Consider the following 17,421-nt stretch of genomic DNA (forward strand, 5'->3'; position numbering starts at 1 on the left):
ATGACACTACAAGCCAAGAAAAGATGGGGAGAAATTGCCCTGCTTACGGTAACTCTTCTGCTGGCTATCCTGTTCTTTTTTCCAATCTTCTTCAACCTGATGTCAGCCTTCAAGAGCAATGCGGAAATTATGAAGGATGCCATCGCATTTCCGAAAGGAATGTATTTGGACAGTTTCAAATATCTGCTAACAGAAACGGAATTCCCCCGGGCCATAGTGAACAGTCTCATTCTGACACTGGTGTCCATTGTGGCACAGGTGCTGATTATTCCGATGGCCGGGTATGCGATAGAACGCAGGGATAGCCGGTGGACGAAGATGGTATTCCTGTATTTCCTGGCAGGGATGATGATTCCTTTTCAGGCGTACATGATTCCATTGTTCAAAGAACTGAGAGGGTTCGGTTTATATGGAAGTCTAGTCGGCCCAATTCTCGTCTATGTTGCCGGTGCGGTTGGTTTCGGATGTCTGCTCTATACAAGCTTTGTCAAAGGGATTCCGAAGGAGATCGAGGAGGCGGCGGAGATTGACGGCTGCAGCCGGTACGGGATCTTCTGGAAAATCGTCTTCCCGCTGCTGGGCCCGGTTACGGCAAGTATGGTTGTGCTGAACGGTCTGGGCATCTGGAATGACTTCCTGATGCCGATGCTGGTGCTGCCTTCGGGCGAGCCGAAGACGATGGTCGTGGAAATCTACCGGTACATCGGTGAATTCTCCTCGCGCTGGGATATGATTTTTGCCGGAACAGCCATGTCGGTGATACCGGTGCTGATCGTGTTCATTTTCCTGCAGAAGTACTTTGTCAAAGGAATTGCTTCAGGGGCAACCAAGGGGTAAGCTCCGTAAGATCTAAGGGCCGGGTAAAATCATTGTTAGTAAATGATTTTACCCGGCCCTTCTTTATATTGAAGACATATATGCGGCCGGATTCAGCTCTACACTTACAATGACGAGGGACGTCATGCCTGACTCGCTCCTGGTTTCATGCCATTCTCCTCCAGATACATGCACCCTATACAAGCAGGATTCTCTGTCTGGATAATACGGGACATGATAAAGTTGGAATGAAAGGCCGTTATCTTTTTTCCGTTTTCTTTGATCAAACGGTAGATCTTCATGGAATGGAATAAAAAGCTGCTTCCATCTGGAGGCTGACATGTAAGGGTAATAGCCGTTATGTGGAAAAGTGAGCACTAGAAATATGGCTGTGCTACGGTTCCCGAACATAAGAAGAACGTTAGAATTCAGACAAAAGCAGCCTGTGGGTCTTTCTTAAACCGACAGACTGCTATTTTTGCTCTGCAGCTAGAAAATCCGGTGTTTCCATCCGTTCAGCTTGGAGACCGCTTCAATATAGTAGTAGTCTGCATAGATCAGCGAGACTTCGATGAAGGAATCCCCGCTGCCAGTACCTTTGGTAAGGATCGCTTCATGTTCCGGCTGATTCCAGGTGGCGTAATTCTCTGTTAATGAGCGGAGGATACGTTCCGCCGCATCGGCATACAGGCTCTTTTCACCCAGTGGAACCAGATCGGCAAGCTCCAGCAGGCCGGAAGCGGCAATGGCTGCAGCCGAGCTGTCCCTATATTTACGTTCGTCATTTCCGGTTCGAAAATCCCAGTAAGGAACCTGATCCTCCGGCAGCGCCGCGATGAAATAATGGGCAATCCGTTTGGCGGTATGGAGAAAGCGCACATCTCCGGTATGCCGGTACGTATTGATGAATCCGTAGAGGCCCCAAGAGGCTCCGCGGCTCCAGCAGGACTCTGGCGAATATCCCTGTCCGCCGAAGTTCTCAATATACGCGCCGGTCTCCGCATCAAAGGAGAGGATATGCTTCGTGGAACCATCCTCCCGAATCCCGTACTGCATCGTTGTTTCCGCATGGCTGATTGCAATGTGCTTGTAACGGGGATCACCGGTAACCTTGCTGGCCCAGAACAGGAGCGAGATGTTCAGCATGCAGTCGATGATCACCCAGCCGTATTTGTCCGCATTCCAGGCACGGATGAACCTGCCGGCAGGATTATAGCGGGCGGCCAGGAAGTTGGCGGCCTCGATTCCTCTACGCAGACCATCCTCATCGCCGGTCAATGTATGCTTGATGACAGCAGTAGGCAGGAACTGAAAGCCCACATCATGGTGCAATTCCTCAGTCGGCTTGACGAACCATTCCTCCAGGGTAGCGTCCCAATGCCAGGCAGCCTCTTTATATACGTCTTTTCCGGTCATATCATGCATGATCCAGAGTAGTCCCGGCCAGAAGCCTGAAGTCCACCAGTCTGATCCGATATCATCGAATTTGCCGTCTTTACCGGCATAATGCGGACATTTGCCGCCGATTTGTTCTACCATGCGTGTAACCTTTGTATCCAGTTTGTCCATAACTTCCTGCCAATAGGCTGTGCTCATTGCGGATGCCTCCAATATATAAGAATGTGTCCTGAGTATATCGTGAAGGAGCTTAAGGAAGTTGCAATTTTATATCCCAAAATATCGAAATCTTGTCATGTTCCTCAGGAAGATTTCCAACCTTAATAGTTTATGTTAACGCTGTTATTGCGACAAAATACCAACATTTCTGTGTAACCCAGCCAAACTATAAATCGAAGAAGAACGGTATGCTTGAGACATTGAACATCCCAGGGAGGTTATTGGACAATGAATCAGCTGCAAGTGTATGAAGCGCCTAAGAATATTCCGGGCCGGCAGGATTATCAGGTGAAGGTAAGGAAGCCGGGTGAAGACTGGCAGATGCTGTTTGTTTATGAGGTCAAAGTAGACATGCATGAGGTCCGTCCGGCGTCAATGGCATTTTTTGATTTTGAGGGAGAAGCGGACGTAGAGATTACCTGCCTGTATTCAAGGATTGATAGTGTGAACATTTCCCCGGGTGCACGCGGAGTAGACTTTACCCATGACGGGCGCAAGATCAGCTTCAAGCTGAACGGTCCGCAAAAGCTTTCGATCGAGATTAACGGTGACCGTTTCCGTAATCTGCACCTTTTTGCCAACCCCTTGGAGGTTCGTCCGCCCCGGCCGGATGGTGCGGGTGTCCATCTGATTCAGCCTGGGATACACCGTTCGCCGGATCTTCTGGCCTTGCTGAAGTCAACGGAAGTGCAGATGAACCGGCAGCCGCAGACACTCTATTTTGCCCCCGGAACCCATTACATAGAAGAAACTGTATTTGCTGTTCCGTCCGGAACGGTCATCTATTTAGCTGGCGGTGCGGCGTTTGTTGGTTCTTTCGTCTGCGAGCATGTGGAGGACATTGTGATTCGAGGCCGGGGCGTAGTATACTTGGCGGATTTTCACCGGTTTTCAGCTTTTCGCGGAGTGCGGATCGTCTATTCGCGCCGGGTGAGTATTGAAGGGATAACGGTAATGGACCCGCCGCACTACAGTGTTCTTATCGGCCAGTCCGCAGACATTGATATCACGAATTTCAAAGCATTCAGCACGCGCGGCTGGAGTGACGGCATTGACATTATGTCCAGCAGCTGTGTTGAGATCCGGGATGTATTCATGCGTAATTCGGATGACTGCATCGCCATTTACGGCTCCAGATGGGATTTCTATGGTGACAGCCGTAACATCAGTGTGCGCGACTCTGTTCTGTGGGCGGATGTGGCCCATCCACTCATGATTGGCACACATGGCGATCACCGGCGCGGCGGGGATACGATTGAGAATATCGTGTATGAAACCATAGACATCCTGGAGCATCACGAGCCGCAGGAGAACTATTGGGGAGCATTGGCCATTAATGCAGGGGACCGCAACCTGGTGCGGAATGTGCTGTACAGCGACATACGGGTGGAGAGGATTGAGCAAGGACAGCTGTTTGATCTGCGGGTAGTGAGGAACAAGGATTACAATCCCGAGCCCGGTACTGGCATCGAAAATATCACGTTTCGCAATGTCCGCTACGATGGGGGAATAGCACAGCCTTCGCGCATTTACGGGTACGATGAAGACCGTGGTGTGAATGGAGTAGAATTCATCAACCTGCAGATCCATGGGGAAAAGGTAGAGGAAGCGCGCACAGACCTCATTCTGGTGAATGCCTATGCGCGGAATGTAACGTTTACAATCGAAGAAGCTCTTTAATTGCTTTTTCTATACTTCAGTGGCGTGGTTCCCAGGACTCTTTTGAAGAGCTGGTTAAAGTAAGAGGCATTCGGAAAACCGACCTTGATGCCAATCTGCTCCACCGGCATATCCGTAGTGGCGAGCAGTCGGCAGGCCTGCTTAATCCGCCGGGCTGTCAGGTAATCTACCAGACGTCCGCCCGTTTCCTGATGAAACACTCTGGAGACATAGGACTTGGACAAATGAGTCTCGGCAGCGAGCTGTGCCAGATTCACTTCCTCCTGGTAATGCTCCTCAATCCAGTTCATGATCTGTTCGGAATAACGGAGATTCCTCCGTTCCTCCGGATGAATGAGGGAGTTCTCGGTTCCGAGACAGCTCAGCAGCTGAAGAAGCATCATCGTGATGTCCTCCGGATCTTCTTCCATGGCGCTGTTGCGGCACTGGTTGTAATTCTTGTAGATCCATTCCACTGCTTCAGTGCTGCCACTGAGATCGAAGCCGCAGCTGGTATTCTGGCCCTGCCATAGAGCGGAGAAGATGGCCTTGCGTTTGGCGAAGCCCTGGAGCAGATTCTCGGCGGTATGCGGATCAACATAGAAAATCGTACGCTTAAAAGGACACTCGGGAGAGACCTCTGAAAAGATCCGGTGCAGCTGGTAGGGCTGGAAAAAGAACAGCATTCCGGAGCGGATATCGTACATCTGCTGATTAACTACAACATTCCCCTGGCCGCTGTGGACATACATCACTTCACAGCACTGATGCCAGTGGTAATACCCCTTGTAATAATCGTCAGTATAGATCTGATAGTCCCAAATCAGTGACTTGTGGTCCGCAAAAATGACAGGTTCGAACAGCTGCTTCATAGCTCCTCCATCATGACAAAATATAAACATTTTCTTAAAACTCATTATAACTTTTATAAGTGGTAACCGCTACAATGAAAGGTAGATATTCCTCATGAATTGAATATTTAGCTACTTACTAACAGGAGGGTAAAATCCATGGCTTCAACGATTCTGAATCCGGTTCTGACTGGCTTTCATCCCGATCCGTCGTTTCTCCGTGTCGGGAATGACTACTATATTGCCACTTCCACCTTCGAATGGTTTCCGGGTGTGGAAATCCACCATTCCCGCGATTTAGTGCATTGGCACTCGCTAACCCGGGTCCTGACGGAAGCATCACAAGTGGACCTGCGCGGCAACGGGAGCTCCGGTTCAATTTGGGCGCCGGCATTATCTTACGATAACGGGGTCTATTATCTGCTTTTTACCGATGTGAAATCACGCAAGAGTGTCTACAAGGATCTGCATAATTATCTCATCACTGCTGCAGATATTACTGGACCCTGGAGCAAGCCGGTACGGCTGAATGGCAGCGGTTTCGATCCGTTCTTGTTCCATGACACGGACGGCACCAAATGGCTGCTCAATATGCGCTGGGATTTCCGCAAACAGCACAATAACTTCTCCGGCATCATCATGCAGCAGTATGATCCTGAGAGCCGTAGTCTGACAGGGCCTGTCCATGAATTATACAAAGGTACACCGATAGGGGTAACCGAAGGCCCGCAGCTCTATCAAAGAAACGGCTATTACTATCTGCTTGTGGCCGAAGGCGGGACTGGCATCAATCATATGGTTACGCTGGCCCGCAGCCGCAACCGGACAGGGCCCTTTGAAACAGATCCGGATTTCCCGGTCATGACCACTGCACATGATCTGACCTTTCCGTTCCAGCAGGCGGGACATGGCTCATTGGTCGAGACACAGTCCGGTGAGTGGTATATGGCTCATCTCTGTACACGGCCAATTCCGGGAACCGGGAAGATGAATCCTCTGGGCCGGGAGACGGCTATTCAGCGTGTTGTATGGACGGATGACGGCTGGCTGCGCCTGGCCCACGGCGGCAAGCTACCTGCGCTGACGGTTGAAGCACCGGAGCTACCGCCGCACCCGTTTCCGGAACTGCCGGAGCGGGATGATTTCGATGAGGAGACGCTGGGCTATCCATATCAGAGTCTGCGGGTTCCTTTTGATCCTTCCTGGGTCAGTCTGACAGAGCGGCCCGGCTTTCTACGGCTGCGGGGGAGGGAATCGCTGGCCTCGCTGCATGACCAGAGTCTGATAGGACGTCCAATACAGCATTTTGCCTGCACGGTATCCACCTGTCTGGAGTTCAAACCCGATTCCTTCATGCAGATGGCCGGACTAGTCCTTTATTATGACGATAGTGACTACTATTATCTGCGGGTGACCGCTGACGAGATCAGAGGGGTAAGCCTTGGCGTTGTAATGTGCAGAGCGGGGGTATATGACGAAGTCTCCTCGATGCAGATATCGGTGAAGGACTGGGAGCGTTACTACCTGAAGGCGGAGATCAAAGGCCGGGACATTATATTTTATGCTTCCCCGGACGGAGAAGAGTGGACCACGATGTGCACGCCGCTTGATTTCGGCACATTGTCCGATGAATACGGCGGCAAACTCGGCTTCACTGGCTCCTATGCCGGAATCTGCGCTCAGGATCTGGATCAGCAGGCAAAAGCAGCGTATTTTGACTACTTTGAGTATAGAGCGGACTAGTACGGCAGAAGGAATAGTATAGCAACAGCTAAAGGCTCCTCGTTTTCTGGAATCCAGCAGAAAGCCCGGAGCTTTTTTGTGCTGTGCCGATGATCATTATGTTATGTGAATTATAGTCAACATAAATATGAATCAATTTAGTTGTTTTAAAATTTCTAATTGACTAATAGCTGTTTTAGCCATTAGAATATAACCGTCAAAGGCATTTTTCTATAAATTGTTTTATGAAAATTTAAAATAAAATCAAATTTATGAAGGATGTCTTTTCAAAAAAAGAAGATGTAAGCGTTTTATATGAATTTCATCAAGAAAGGAGGACGGGCTTTAATCATTAGGTGCATTTTTTTGGAACATTTTGATCTATTTAAGCTAATCTTTTTATTCAAAGGGAGGACGATGATCTGTGGGAAGAACGACGGGTAAGCTATCTGCCGCACTTCTGGCACTGGTGCTGCTAGTGCCTCCGCCGCTGACTATGGCGGCAAGCGGCGAATCTAGCGGGCAGACGGATGGAGTAAAAGTGCACAAGCAGGTCACAGACTATATGGGCCACTGGGCACAGAAAGACTTTCAGACATGGGCAGACAAAGGTCTGATTACGGGATACGGAAATGGTAACTTTAAGCCTGATCAGGCGATTACCCGTGCAGAATGGGTGGTTCTGATCAACCGGGTTTTCAATTTACAGGCAGAAAATGAAAGCGGATTCTCAGATGTTGCGGAGTCCAGCACGTATTACACGGATATCCATAGAGCGGCAGCGGCCGGATATGTATCGGGCTACAGCGACGGCACCTTTCGCCCGAACCAGGAGATAAGCCGGCAGGAAGCAGCCGTCATGCTGTTCCGGCTATTCCGGCTTAATGCTTCGCCTGATACAACTGCGCCTAAGGATGCCGCGGATTTGCCGGTGTGGAGCCGGGATGCCGTACTCACGCTGCTTGGAGAGGGCTATTTGAGCGGGTATGAGGATGGCAGCTTCAAGGGGGCTCACCCGGTTACAAGAGCAGAAGCGTTGCGGATGATCGGTAAGCTGACAGGTGAAAGCATTCTGCAAGCAGGTACGTATTCGGAGATTGCAACCCGGAATATGGTCATCAGCCGTCCGGGTATTGAATTGAAGAATTCCACCATCAACGGTAACCTATATCTCACTGAGGGCATTGCCGAAGGGAACATTACACTGGATAGCGTTGAAGTCACAGGCAAAATATACGTGTCCGGCGGAGGCGGGAATAGTGTCATTTTAAATGATGTTAACGCTTCCGAAATCGTTGTGAATAAGAAGAATGGCCAGTTGCGTATTTTGGCTCAAGGTAATAGTGCCGTTCCCTCGGTCCGGGTTCAGTCCGGGGTCAAATTGGAGGAAGACAGCACCGTTCCCGGAGCCGGTTTCAACCGGATCATCATTGAGAAGCAATTGCCGGAGAATTCGATAATCCAGCTTGGCGGAGTCTTCGAGTCAGTCGATGTGCAAGCGCTTGGCAACCCTTTGCTGTATTTATCCCGGGGAAGCATCAATCAACTGACCTTGAACCAAAAGGCCGGGCTGCGTGTAGATTCCCAAGCGGCAATCGGCAATCTGGTTCTCGGAGTGAACGAGCAGATTCTGATTCAGGGCACTGGAAAAGTTTCTTTTGACAGCAAATTCAGCGGGAACGTCAGATTCGAAACCCCGCAGGCAACAGCTACTGGATCGGCTAATCCTGTTTCTAACGGAATTGGAGGTGGAAACGCGACATCCGCGCCAACAGCCACTCCACCAACTGCAACAGCCACGCCAATAGCAACACCGATAGCAACACCGATAGCAACAGCAGCGCCAACAGCGGCACCATCGGATAATCCCGGAACTATACCGGCAGCTACAGCACCAGTATTCTCTAACGTATCCGTTCATGACCCCTCGGTTGTGAAAAATGGCGGAACCTATTATGTCTTCGGTTCCCATATTGAAGCGGCCAAGTCAGAAGATCTGATGAACTGGTCCACCTTCACGAACGGATATTCAACTCCGGATAATGCGCTCTATGGGGATCTGTCTGCGAATCTGGCGGGTTCCTTTGCCTGGGCGGGTGAGAATGACTCGGACAGTAAAGGCGGCTTCTCGGTGTGGGCACCATTTGTATTCTGGAATGGGGATTATGTGAATACGGATGGAACCAAAGGCGCATTCATGATCTATTACTGCACTTCTTCCACCTATATCAGGTCAGCGATCGGTTTTGCAGTATCCCGGAATATCGAAGGACCTTATGTCTATGCGGATACAATTGTATACTCCGGGTTTACCAAGGATGAGCAGTATGATACGAACAGTTCCATCAACAAAAAATGGACACATACAAACATTCAGGCACTCATCGGCGATGGCACATTGGATGGGGTGAACCCCAGCTGGTTCAATGCAGACGGTTCTTATATGAACAAAGTGTACACGAATGCGATTGACCCTAACCTGTTCTATGACAAGAGCGGTAAGTTGTGGATGACTTATGGCTCGTGGTCGGGCGGTATCTTCACCCTGGAGATCGATCCGCTTACCGGTGAACCGAAGTTCCCTGGCAAAGACGGTACGACTTCCGACGGCCGGCTCATTGACCGTTACTTCGGAACCAAGATTTCGGGCGGCAACTATAAATCAGGAGAAGGTCCCTATGTTGTCTATGACAAGAATACCGATTATTACTATTTGTATGTAACCTATGGCGGGCTTGCCTCCGATGGCGGATATAACATGCGGCTGTTCCGTTCGGCAAACCCGGATGGCCCATATAAGGATGCGGCGGGTCAAAATGCTGTGCTGTCCACCGATGGAGACCACTCGGCTATTGGGAACAAGCTGCTGGGAAACTTCATGTTCAGTAATCTGAATGGAGTTGCTGATTTCCATGCCTATGGATATGTATCCTCCGGCCATAATTCGGTATATTACGATGAGCAAGAAGGAAAACTCTTCAATTTCTTCCATACCCGTTTCCCGGCACGGGGAGAAACCCATGAACTGCGGGTACATCAAATGTTCATGAACGAGGATGCCTGGCCCGTTGTTGCACCTCACCGCTATTCCGGTGAAACCCTTGGAAAGGTAGAGCGCAGCGAGGTTACCGGAGCCTATCAGTTTGTCAATCACGGCAAGGATACCTCAGCTAAGATAAAATCAACCGTTGATGTCCAACTGCTTGAGGATGGTACGATTGCCGGCTCTGTAACCGGCACCTGGGAGTTGAAGGATGATTATTACGTCCATCTGCTTCTTGACGAAACAGATAATGGCAGCCCGGTCCAAAGACTGTACAAAGGTGTATTCGTGAAGCAGTGGGACTCCTCGCGAAATACCAATGTGATGGCGTTTACAGCCATGTCGGATCAAGGGGTAATGGTCTGGGGCAGCGCGATAGAGCAGCTAAGTGACGAACAGCTGGTGGTCAATGTAGCTGCTGGGCTGACCCTTGGTGACACAAGCAAGGTTTATAAGGATCTAGATCTTCCTATAGCGGGTGTGCACGGCTCGGCAATAACTTGGGCTTCTACTAATGAAGCCGTGGTTGGAGCAAACGGCAAGGTAACCCGTCCGGAAGCGGGGACGGGAAATACAGCCGTTGAGTTGACAGCGACAGTTACGCTTGGCTCAGCTAAGGCCACCAAAACTTTTACTATTGTTGTGGTTGAACTAAGCGGCAAACTGCTGGAGGACGGATTGACTGCAGCCTATGATTTTGAAGGGAACCTTGCCGAGAGCGGAGAACGCCTTGCTGCAGGACAGGTAACCGGCAAATTCCTCAACACCACAGATGGAACCGTAACCTATGAGGAGGGTGAGGACGGCCAGGCGGTTAAGCTGAACGGCAGCTCCGGCATCCGCCTGCCTGACGGCCTGATCAACGGCAAAGCATATACGATTAGCTTATGGCTGAAGCCAGAGCAGCTCACAGCCTATACGCCTGCTTTCTTCGGTGCCAAAACCGGAACCAACTGGGTCAGCCTTCTGCCTTACGGCAATGCGGGAGCTACCTCGCGGATGTGGTTCGGCAGCGAAACCTGGCTTGATGCAGACGCAGGCGTGCAGATTCCAACGGGGCAGTGGTCGCATGTGGCCTTCACGTACGATGCCGGCACAGCCAAATTGTATATTAACGGCGTACTGAAATACACCGGAACATCATATACCGATGTGTTCCAAGGGACAGATAGTGTATTCGCTCTGGGTGTTAATTACTGGGATGTCCCTTACAAAGGGATGATTGACAAGTTCCGGGTCTACGAGAAGGCAGTGACTCCTGAAGTGGTCGGCTGGCTGGTGAACGGCGAGCCGGATACCGGGGTCAAGGTTAGTTCCATTTCTTTCACCGATGCAGTTAAGAGCATAGCATTAGGCAATATGTATACACCACAGACCACGATTCTGCCGGCCAACGCAGGCGCCCGGGGTCTAGTCTGGAGCTCAAGCGCCGCTGAAGTGGCAGCAGTTGATGCGGTTACCGGTGTAGTGACTGCCAAGGCTATGGGCGGAGCATTGATTACCGCAACAGCTGCCGACGGCAGCGGTGTAAGTGCTAGCTATACAGTAACGGTAACGGATGGAAAAGTGGCCTACTACGCTTTTGACGGCAATTTGAAGGATTCGCTTCTGCTGGCTGGGGAGGGCCGGGCTACAGGCATGCTGATTACCAGCGCTACTGTGGGTAGCGTCACTTACGGCGATGGCGTTTCCGGCCAGGCAGCGCTGTTCGACGGTGCAACAGGGATACGCCTGCCGGATGGGCTGATTAACACGGACACCTACTCTGTATCCATGTGGCTGAATCCAGATCAGCTTACGAATTTTACGACAGCCTTCTTCGGAGCCAGAACGAACAGCAACTGGATCAGCCTGGTTCCACAGAGTCCTTCGGACAAGACGATGTTATGGTCCAACGCGGCATATGAAGCGGATACAGGGATGAAAATTCCGGCCCATCAGTGGACACATGTTGTGTTTACCGTGAATAACGGGACGGTTAAGGTCTATATCAATGGAGGGGAAAAATTTTCCGGCATAGGCTTCCCGAGCATTTTTACAAACAATAATGGAGTATTCTCACTGGGTGTGAATTATTGGGATACGCCTTATAAGGGACTTATGGACGAACTTAAGATATACAGCAATGTACTCACACCAGAAGATGTGAAGACAGAGTATAATCTGGCGGGTAAGTAAATCTAGCATAAAGAGCGGGGAGCGGGATTGTAATCCCGTCCCCTTTTAGCATATTTTCACAACGGCATAGTTACCGCTCAAAATCTTCGTTAAACTGGTAACTGCACGGATAGAAGCAGGACTTCAGCCAGAATAATGATTCCTGCAATTACTAACCCTCCAATACTAAATACTGTAGACAAGGGGGTTCCCTTGGAGCTTTCCGCTGATATACTATATAGAAATGAACTTCTGGAAAAGAGAGAATGCAGAGGGAATATAGAGAGTAGGGAACCCATACATGTCCAGCTTATTGGAGATTTTGCACAAGGAAGTTGTCCCGGCAGAAGGGTGTACTGAGCCGATTGCGGTTGCGTATGCTGTCTCCTTGGCGGCAGAGCTTCTTGAGGAAGATATCACGGCCATCCGGCTGCAGCTTAGCGGAAATATCATTAAGAACGCAATGGGTGTGGGCATTCCCGGTACAGGTCAGACCGGACTCCCGATCGCAGCAGCACTCGGAGCGGTGGTCGGCCGTTCCCACAAAGAGCTGGAAATCTTGTCTGGCCTGACTCCGGCCGAACTGAAGCAGGCTAATGATCTGTTAGAACGGGGACTTCTTGAAGTAGAATTGAAGGATACCCCTGAGAAGTTGTATATTGAAGCCCAGGTATATTCGCATAACCATTTAGCGACTGCCATTATTACCGGAGAACACACTCATGTAGATTTTTTGGCACTGGATGGGGAGAAAATTACACCGGCCAAGTCCAAGGCAGATTGCGGCAAACCCGGACGGTCAGATTCAGAGACGTATGCGGGTTCTGTTGAAGGGATCTTTGAGTTTGTCCGCACCGTTCCTTTCCAGGATATCCGTTTTCTTCTGGAAGGAGCCAGAATGAACAAAGCTATATCCGATGAAGGATTGCGCGGGGATTACGGCTTGCAGGTGGGCAAGAAAATGAGCCAGCAATCGGCGGTGAACTTGTTCGGCAATGATGTGGCAAGCAAAATCATCGCCGCGACGGCTGCCGCCTCCGATGCGAGAATGGACGGCAGCGCAATGCCGGTAATGACTACGGCAGGCAGCGGCAACCAGGGCATCGCCTGCACGCTTCCTGTGATTGCTTTGGCAGAGCTGCTGGGCAAGGATGAGGAAATGCTGGCCCGGGCGCTTGCGCTGAGCAATCTGGTTACTGTCCATATTAAGCATTACATCGGGCGGCTATCGCCGCTTTGCGGTTCAGGGATTGCCGGCGGAGTAGGAGCGAACAGCGGAATTCTATTTCTTATGGGCGGAACCCTTGCCCAGATTAAGTTTGGCATACAGAATACCATTGCTTCCCTTTCAGGCATGATCTGCGACGGGGCGAAATCAACCTGTGCGCTCAAAATCTCTACCTCTACCAATGCGGCTATTCAGGCAGCTACGCTGGCAATGAACAACATTGGGCCAACGACGAAGGATGGTGTGATCTTTGAAGAGGTGGAAGACACGATCCGCAACATGGAGCGTCTGGTTCATGAAGGCCTGGCGGATACCGATGCTACAATCTTGAACATCATGCTCTCCAAAGGCGGAGTGCTGTAGCTGTATAATTTTACAATCCTTACCGCCCCCGAATAAAACATGCGTTTTCATACTTAAATACAAGACCGCCCGGTTCCCTGCGCAGTAAACACAGGAGACCGGGCGGTCTTTTTAATACAATACCTCGATATTCTCTTCAGCAAGCCGCTTCAGCCAAGGATCTGCAGGTCTGCGGTCCGTAATCAGCACATCGATGCTGCCAAGTGCAACCAGCCTTGTAAAGGCGGTTTTGTCAAACTTGGTATGGTCGGCAAGCAGCACAACCCTTTCCGCCTGACGGAGCATGTGTTTCTTCAACTCACACTCCGGTTCATTGGAATCGGTAATTCCCCGTTCCATATCAATACCTTTGCAGCTAATGACTGCGGTATCCACATTATAGCGCTGGATGGTATCATGGGCGACCGGCCCGACCAGCGAGAGTGAACGGTGGCGCAGTGAACCGCCGGAGGAAATGATATTCAGGCCGGAGTTCGCGAACTCATGCAGAATATTAATGGAATTGGTGATGATCGTCAGATTGTTCTTGTTACCCAGCAGCTTCAGAAATTCAAAAGAGGTAGAGCTAGGGTCGACCATCAGTGTATCCCCATCATTAATCAGGTCCAGCGCTTTAAGCGCAATATTTCGTTTGATATCGGTGTTGAGCGCATTGCGCGTCACAAAAGGCAGGTCCTCATTCGTATGCCTATTCAGCATGGCACCGCCATAAGTCCGGTTTAGAATGCCGTCTTTCTCCAGCTTCTCCAGATCTCTGCGGATCGTTTCTTCGGTTACCTCGAACATTCGGCTGAGATCGGAGACGAGGACCCGTTTATCCTGATGTACAAGATCTATGATTTTCTTGCGTCTTTCGGCTGCCAGCATATGTATCCCCTTTCCGGAACGTTATGGTCTAACTATAGACTTCAATATCTGTGTTTTGCAAGAAAATTAACGAAAACCACAGGTATTATATATATGTTTCTTCGTGAAACGGACATTAAACAAATAAAAACAACATTAATATTATTTTATATGTTGACAACAAAGATTTATGAAGATACGATGAGGATGTTAATGCTCTGACTGTAAGCGATACCTTTTGGAGAGGCGCCATTGCCGGTCGGCTGATATGCTCAGAGACCAGCCTGAGGTGCTGAAGACGGCATATAGCTTGAGGCTTACGAAGAAGAACATTAATCCGAATAACACCGTTATAACTAAATTGCCTGGGAGGCTGGTCAATCAATGAGTACTCATGTCTATTATGTTCCGTCCACCAACATTATGGGTAAAGGCTGTCTGAAGGAAATAGGTCCTTACATTCAGGAATTGAATTTGAAGAAGGCGCTTGTGGTCACCGACAAATTTCTGGTCAAGAGCGGCATTGCCGGCAAATTGCTGGCTGTGCTGGATGAAGCGGAGATTCAATATGCCCTCTATGATGATGTCAAACCTAATCCAACGTGTAAAAATGTCCATGACGGTGTGGATTTTCTGAATGCGCAGGGCTGTGATTATCTGATCTCCATCGGCGGCGGCTCACCGCAGGATACTGCCAAAGCGATTGGAATTATTGCCACCAATGGCGGGCATATCAAAGATTATGAAGGCGTTCATAAATCCAAACATAAATCTCTGCCAATCGTAGCAGTCAATACAACTGCCGGTACTTCTGCCGAAGTCACTATTAATTACGTAATTACCGATGAAGAACGCAAAGTGAAGATGGTTATGGTCGACAAAAACAGCATCGCTACCATTTCTGTGAATGATCCTGAGCTGATGATCGACAAACCGGCCGCGCTAACCGCCGCGACAGGAATGGATGCGCTCACCCATGCCATCGAAGCACTGGTGACGCCTGGAGCCTATCCGGTAACCGATGCTACTGCACTGGCTGCAGTGGAGCTGATCTTCGCCAATCTGGCGAGGACCGTGAAGAACGGACATGATATTGAAGCGAGGGAGCAAATGGTCTATGCCATTTTCCTGGGCGGTCTGGCCTTCAATAATGCGGGTCTCGGCTACGTGCATGCGATGGCGCATCAGCTGGGCGGCGTATATGATCTGCCCCACGGTGTATGCAATGCAATGCTGCTGCCATATGTGGAAGAAGAAAATGCAAAACATGTACCCGAGAAATTCAGAAGTATTGCCAAAGCGATTGGACTGCAGATTGAAGGCAAAACCGATCAGGAATGTGCGGCATTCGTTATAGAATCCATCAAGGCGTTGTCCAGGGAAGTGGGCATCCCGTCCAAATTGTCTGAGCTTGGCGTAGATGAAGTTGACCTGGATCTGCTCGCTGAGAACTCGATGAAGGACGCCTGTGCTCCTGGTAATCCTTTTATACCTACCAAAGAAGAAGTAATTGCCCTGTTCCGCAAAATTCTCTAGTACAACATTTAGTAAGGAGAGCTTCTATGAACAAACATATCGCCGTCGATATCGGCGCCTCCAGCGGCCGGCTTGTGCTTGGGACCCTCAGGGACGGTATCCTGACACTGGAAGAGCTCCACCGGTTCAGTAATGGATTCACCGAGCATGAAGGCTCCTGCTTCTGGGATATTGATTATTTATTCGACCAGATTATTACGGGTCTTCAGAAAGCCAAGGCACATGGCATTACAGAGTGCACGTTAGGCATCGATACCTGGGCGGTGGATTATGTGCTCCTGGACGCGGAAGGCAACCGCATCCAGGAGGTGTATGCCTACCGGGATTGCCGGACGGAAGGAATGATGGAGGAAGTGGCTGCGCTCATTCCGCCAGAGACGGTGTATGCCAAAACAGGGATTCAGCAATTAACCTTTAATACGCTATACCAGCTGTATGCCCATGACCGAAATGAACGGGCTGCAGCAGAACAAATTCTGCTGGTGCCGGATTATCTCTACTATAGATTAGGCGGTCGGAAGATCAATGAGGTTACCAATGCCTCGACCACTCAATTGCTAAATTTGCAGACTGGAGATTTCGACGCTGAACTGCTGTCCCTACTTCATCTGCGAAGAGAACAGTTTGCCGTACTGACAGCACCTGGCCAGAGTCTAGGATACATTCAGCAGCCGCTCGTAAACCGTTATGATCTGCCCCGGTGCGAACTGATATGTGTAGCTACCCATGACACTGCTTCTGCAGTGCTTGGTGTACCTGTGCCAAAAGGCCGCTCATCCGCTTATCTTAGTAGCGGAACCTGGTCGCTGCTGGGTGTGGAGCTTGACCAACCCATTAACAATCCGCATGCGATGGCAGCCAATTATACTAACGAATGGGGAGCTTTCGGTACCTACCGGTTCCTCAAGAACATCATGGGACTGTGGCTGATCCAGGAGGTGCGCAGATTGGACGGCGAACGCTACAGCTTCGCCGAGCTGGCCCGGCTGGCCGGGGAAGCCGAAGGCTTCCGCAGTCTGATTCCCTGCAACGATCCGCGGTTCCTGAACCCGGATCATATGATTGAGGAAATCCGTGCCGCTTGTGTGGAGAGTGGCCAGCCTGAGCCGCAGACACCGGGACAGCTAGCCCGCTGTATATTTGACAGCCTGGCCTTGTCTTACCAGAGTTATCTGCAGGAGCTTGAAGCTCTGACGGGAACGGCGGTTGAGGTGCTGCAAATCGTAGGCGGCGGTGCGAATAACGGACTGCTGTGCCAGCTGACCGCCAACGTTATCGGCAGGGAAGTGCTGGCTGGTCCGACGGAGTCGACAGCACTGGGGAATCTCGCGGTTCAGCTGATTCATGAGGGCAGTGTGACCCATATAGCTGAAGCCAGAGAGATCATCGGGAACTCTTTTCCGATTGCATCTTATACCCCTCAACCGGTCCCTGAGCTGCAGCATCTGCTGGAGCGCTGGGAGGCCCTTCTTGTACCCGATATCCATTAGGCAGTGCATGATCACCAAATAATGGTTTTTTGTTTTTGCAGCCATTTTATACGAAGTGAAATCAAAGAGCGGATGCTCACAATACTTTTAGGA

Annotated in this window: 10 protein-coding genes; 7 read left to right on the forward strand and 3 right to left on the reverse strand. The window is 50.3% G+C overall.

The genetic code is table 11. The features are described from left to right. Positions 1 to 837 carry a carbohydrate ABC transporter permease gene (locus tag A3849_RS20690; protein ID WP_074113119.1) on the forward strand — a complete coding sequence of 279 codons (837 nt, stop codon included), beginning with the start codon at positions 1 to 3 and terminating at the stop codon, positions 835 to 837. 468 nt (positions 838 to 1,305) lie between these two features. Here A3849_RS20690 and A3849_RS20695 read toward each other — a convergent pair whose 3' ends face one another. After that, entirely contained in the window at positions 1,306 to 2,412 is a 1,107-nt protein-coding gene (locus A3849_RS20695; protein ID WP_074113120.1) for a glycoside hydrolase family 88 protein, read from the reverse strand. A 249-nt stretch (positions 2,413 to 2,661) separates the two neighbouring features. Here A3849_RS20695 and A3849_RS20700 point away from each other — a divergent pair, with 249 nt between their 5' ends. Beyond that, the gene (locus A3849_RS20700) at positions 2,662 to 4,113 is read left to right on the forward strand and encodes a glycosyl hydrolase family 28 protein (RefSeq protein WP_074113121.1); all 1,452 of its coding nucleotides are present in this window, start codon (positions 2,662 to 2,664) and stop codon (positions 4,111 to 4,113) included. On the opposite strand, the gene A3849_RS20705 is transcribed toward A3849_RS20700, so the two are convergent. Further along, entirely contained in the window at positions 4,110 to 4,964 is an 855-nt protein-coding gene (locus A3849_RS20705) for an AraC family transcriptional regulator (RefSeq protein ID WP_074113122.1), read from the reverse strand. The genes A3849_RS20700 and A3849_RS20705 overlap by 4 nt on opposite strands. Positions 4,965 to 5,102: 138 nt before the next feature. On the opposite strand from A3849_RS20705, the gene A3849_RS20710 reads away from it, so the two are divergent. The 3 genes from A3849_RS20710 to A3849_RS20720 all read left to right on the forward strand — a co-directional run bounded on the left by A3849_RS20710 (position 5,103) and on the right by A3849_RS20720 (position 13,456). Further along, positions 5,103 to 6,686, forward strand: a complete 1,584-nt coding sequence (locus A3849_RS20710; protein WP_074113123.1) for a glycoside hydrolase family 43 protein — start codon at positions 5,103 to 5,105, stop codon at positions 6,684 to 6,686. 403 nt (positions 6,687 to 7,089) lie between these two features. Beyond that, a complete protein-coding gene (locus A3849_RS20715) occupies positions 7,090 to 11,886 on the forward strand; it encodes a LamG-like jellyroll fold domain-containing protein (RefSeq protein ID WP_074113124.1) in 4,797 nt (1,598 codons plus the stop codon). A gap of 280 nt (positions 11,887 to 12,166) precedes the next feature. After that, on the forward strand, positions 12,167 to 13,456 hold the full coding sequence (locus A3849_RS20720; RefSeq protein WP_074113125.1) for an L-cysteine desulfidase family protein: 1,290 nt from the start codon (positions 12,167 to 12,169) through the stop codon (positions 13,454 to 13,456). Positions 13,457 to 13,567: 111 nt separating this feature from the next. On the opposite strand, the gene A3849_RS20725 is transcribed toward A3849_RS20720, so the two are convergent. After that, the gene (locus A3849_RS20725; protein WP_074113126.1) at positions 13,568 to 14,323 is read right to left on the reverse strand and encodes a DeoR/GlpR family DNA-binding transcription regulator; all 756 of its coding nucleotides are present in this window, start codon (positions 14,321 to 14,323) and stop codon (positions 13,568 to 13,570) included. Between the two features lie 363 nt (positions 14,324 to 14,686). Here A3849_RS20725 and A3849_RS20730 point away from each other — a divergent pair, with 363 nt between their 5' ends. Both A3849_RS20730 and rhaB read left to right on the forward strand, forming a co-directional pair. Continuing rightward, positions 14,687 to 15,838, forward strand: a complete 1,152-nt coding sequence (locus tag A3849_RS20730) for an iron-containing alcohol dehydrogenase (RefSeq protein ID WP_074113127.1) — start codon at positions 14,687 to 14,689, stop codon at positions 15,836 to 15,838. 26 nt (positions 15,839 to 15,864) lie between these two features. Beyond that, the gene (gene rhaB, locus A3849_RS20735; RefSeq protein WP_074113128.1) at positions 15,865 to 17,328 is read left to right on the forward strand and encodes a rhamnulokinase; all 1,464 of its coding nucleotides are present in this window, start codon (positions 15,865 to 15,867) and stop codon (positions 17,326 to 17,328) included. The last annotated feature ends 93 nt before the right edge of the window (positions 17,329 to 17,421 follow it).

Source organism: Paenibacillus sp. P46E, from assembly GCF_001909095.1.
GTDB classification, from domain to species: Bacteria; Bacillota; Bacilli; order Paenibacillales; family Paenibacillaceae; genus Paenibacillus_AQ; species Paenibacillus_AQ helianthi.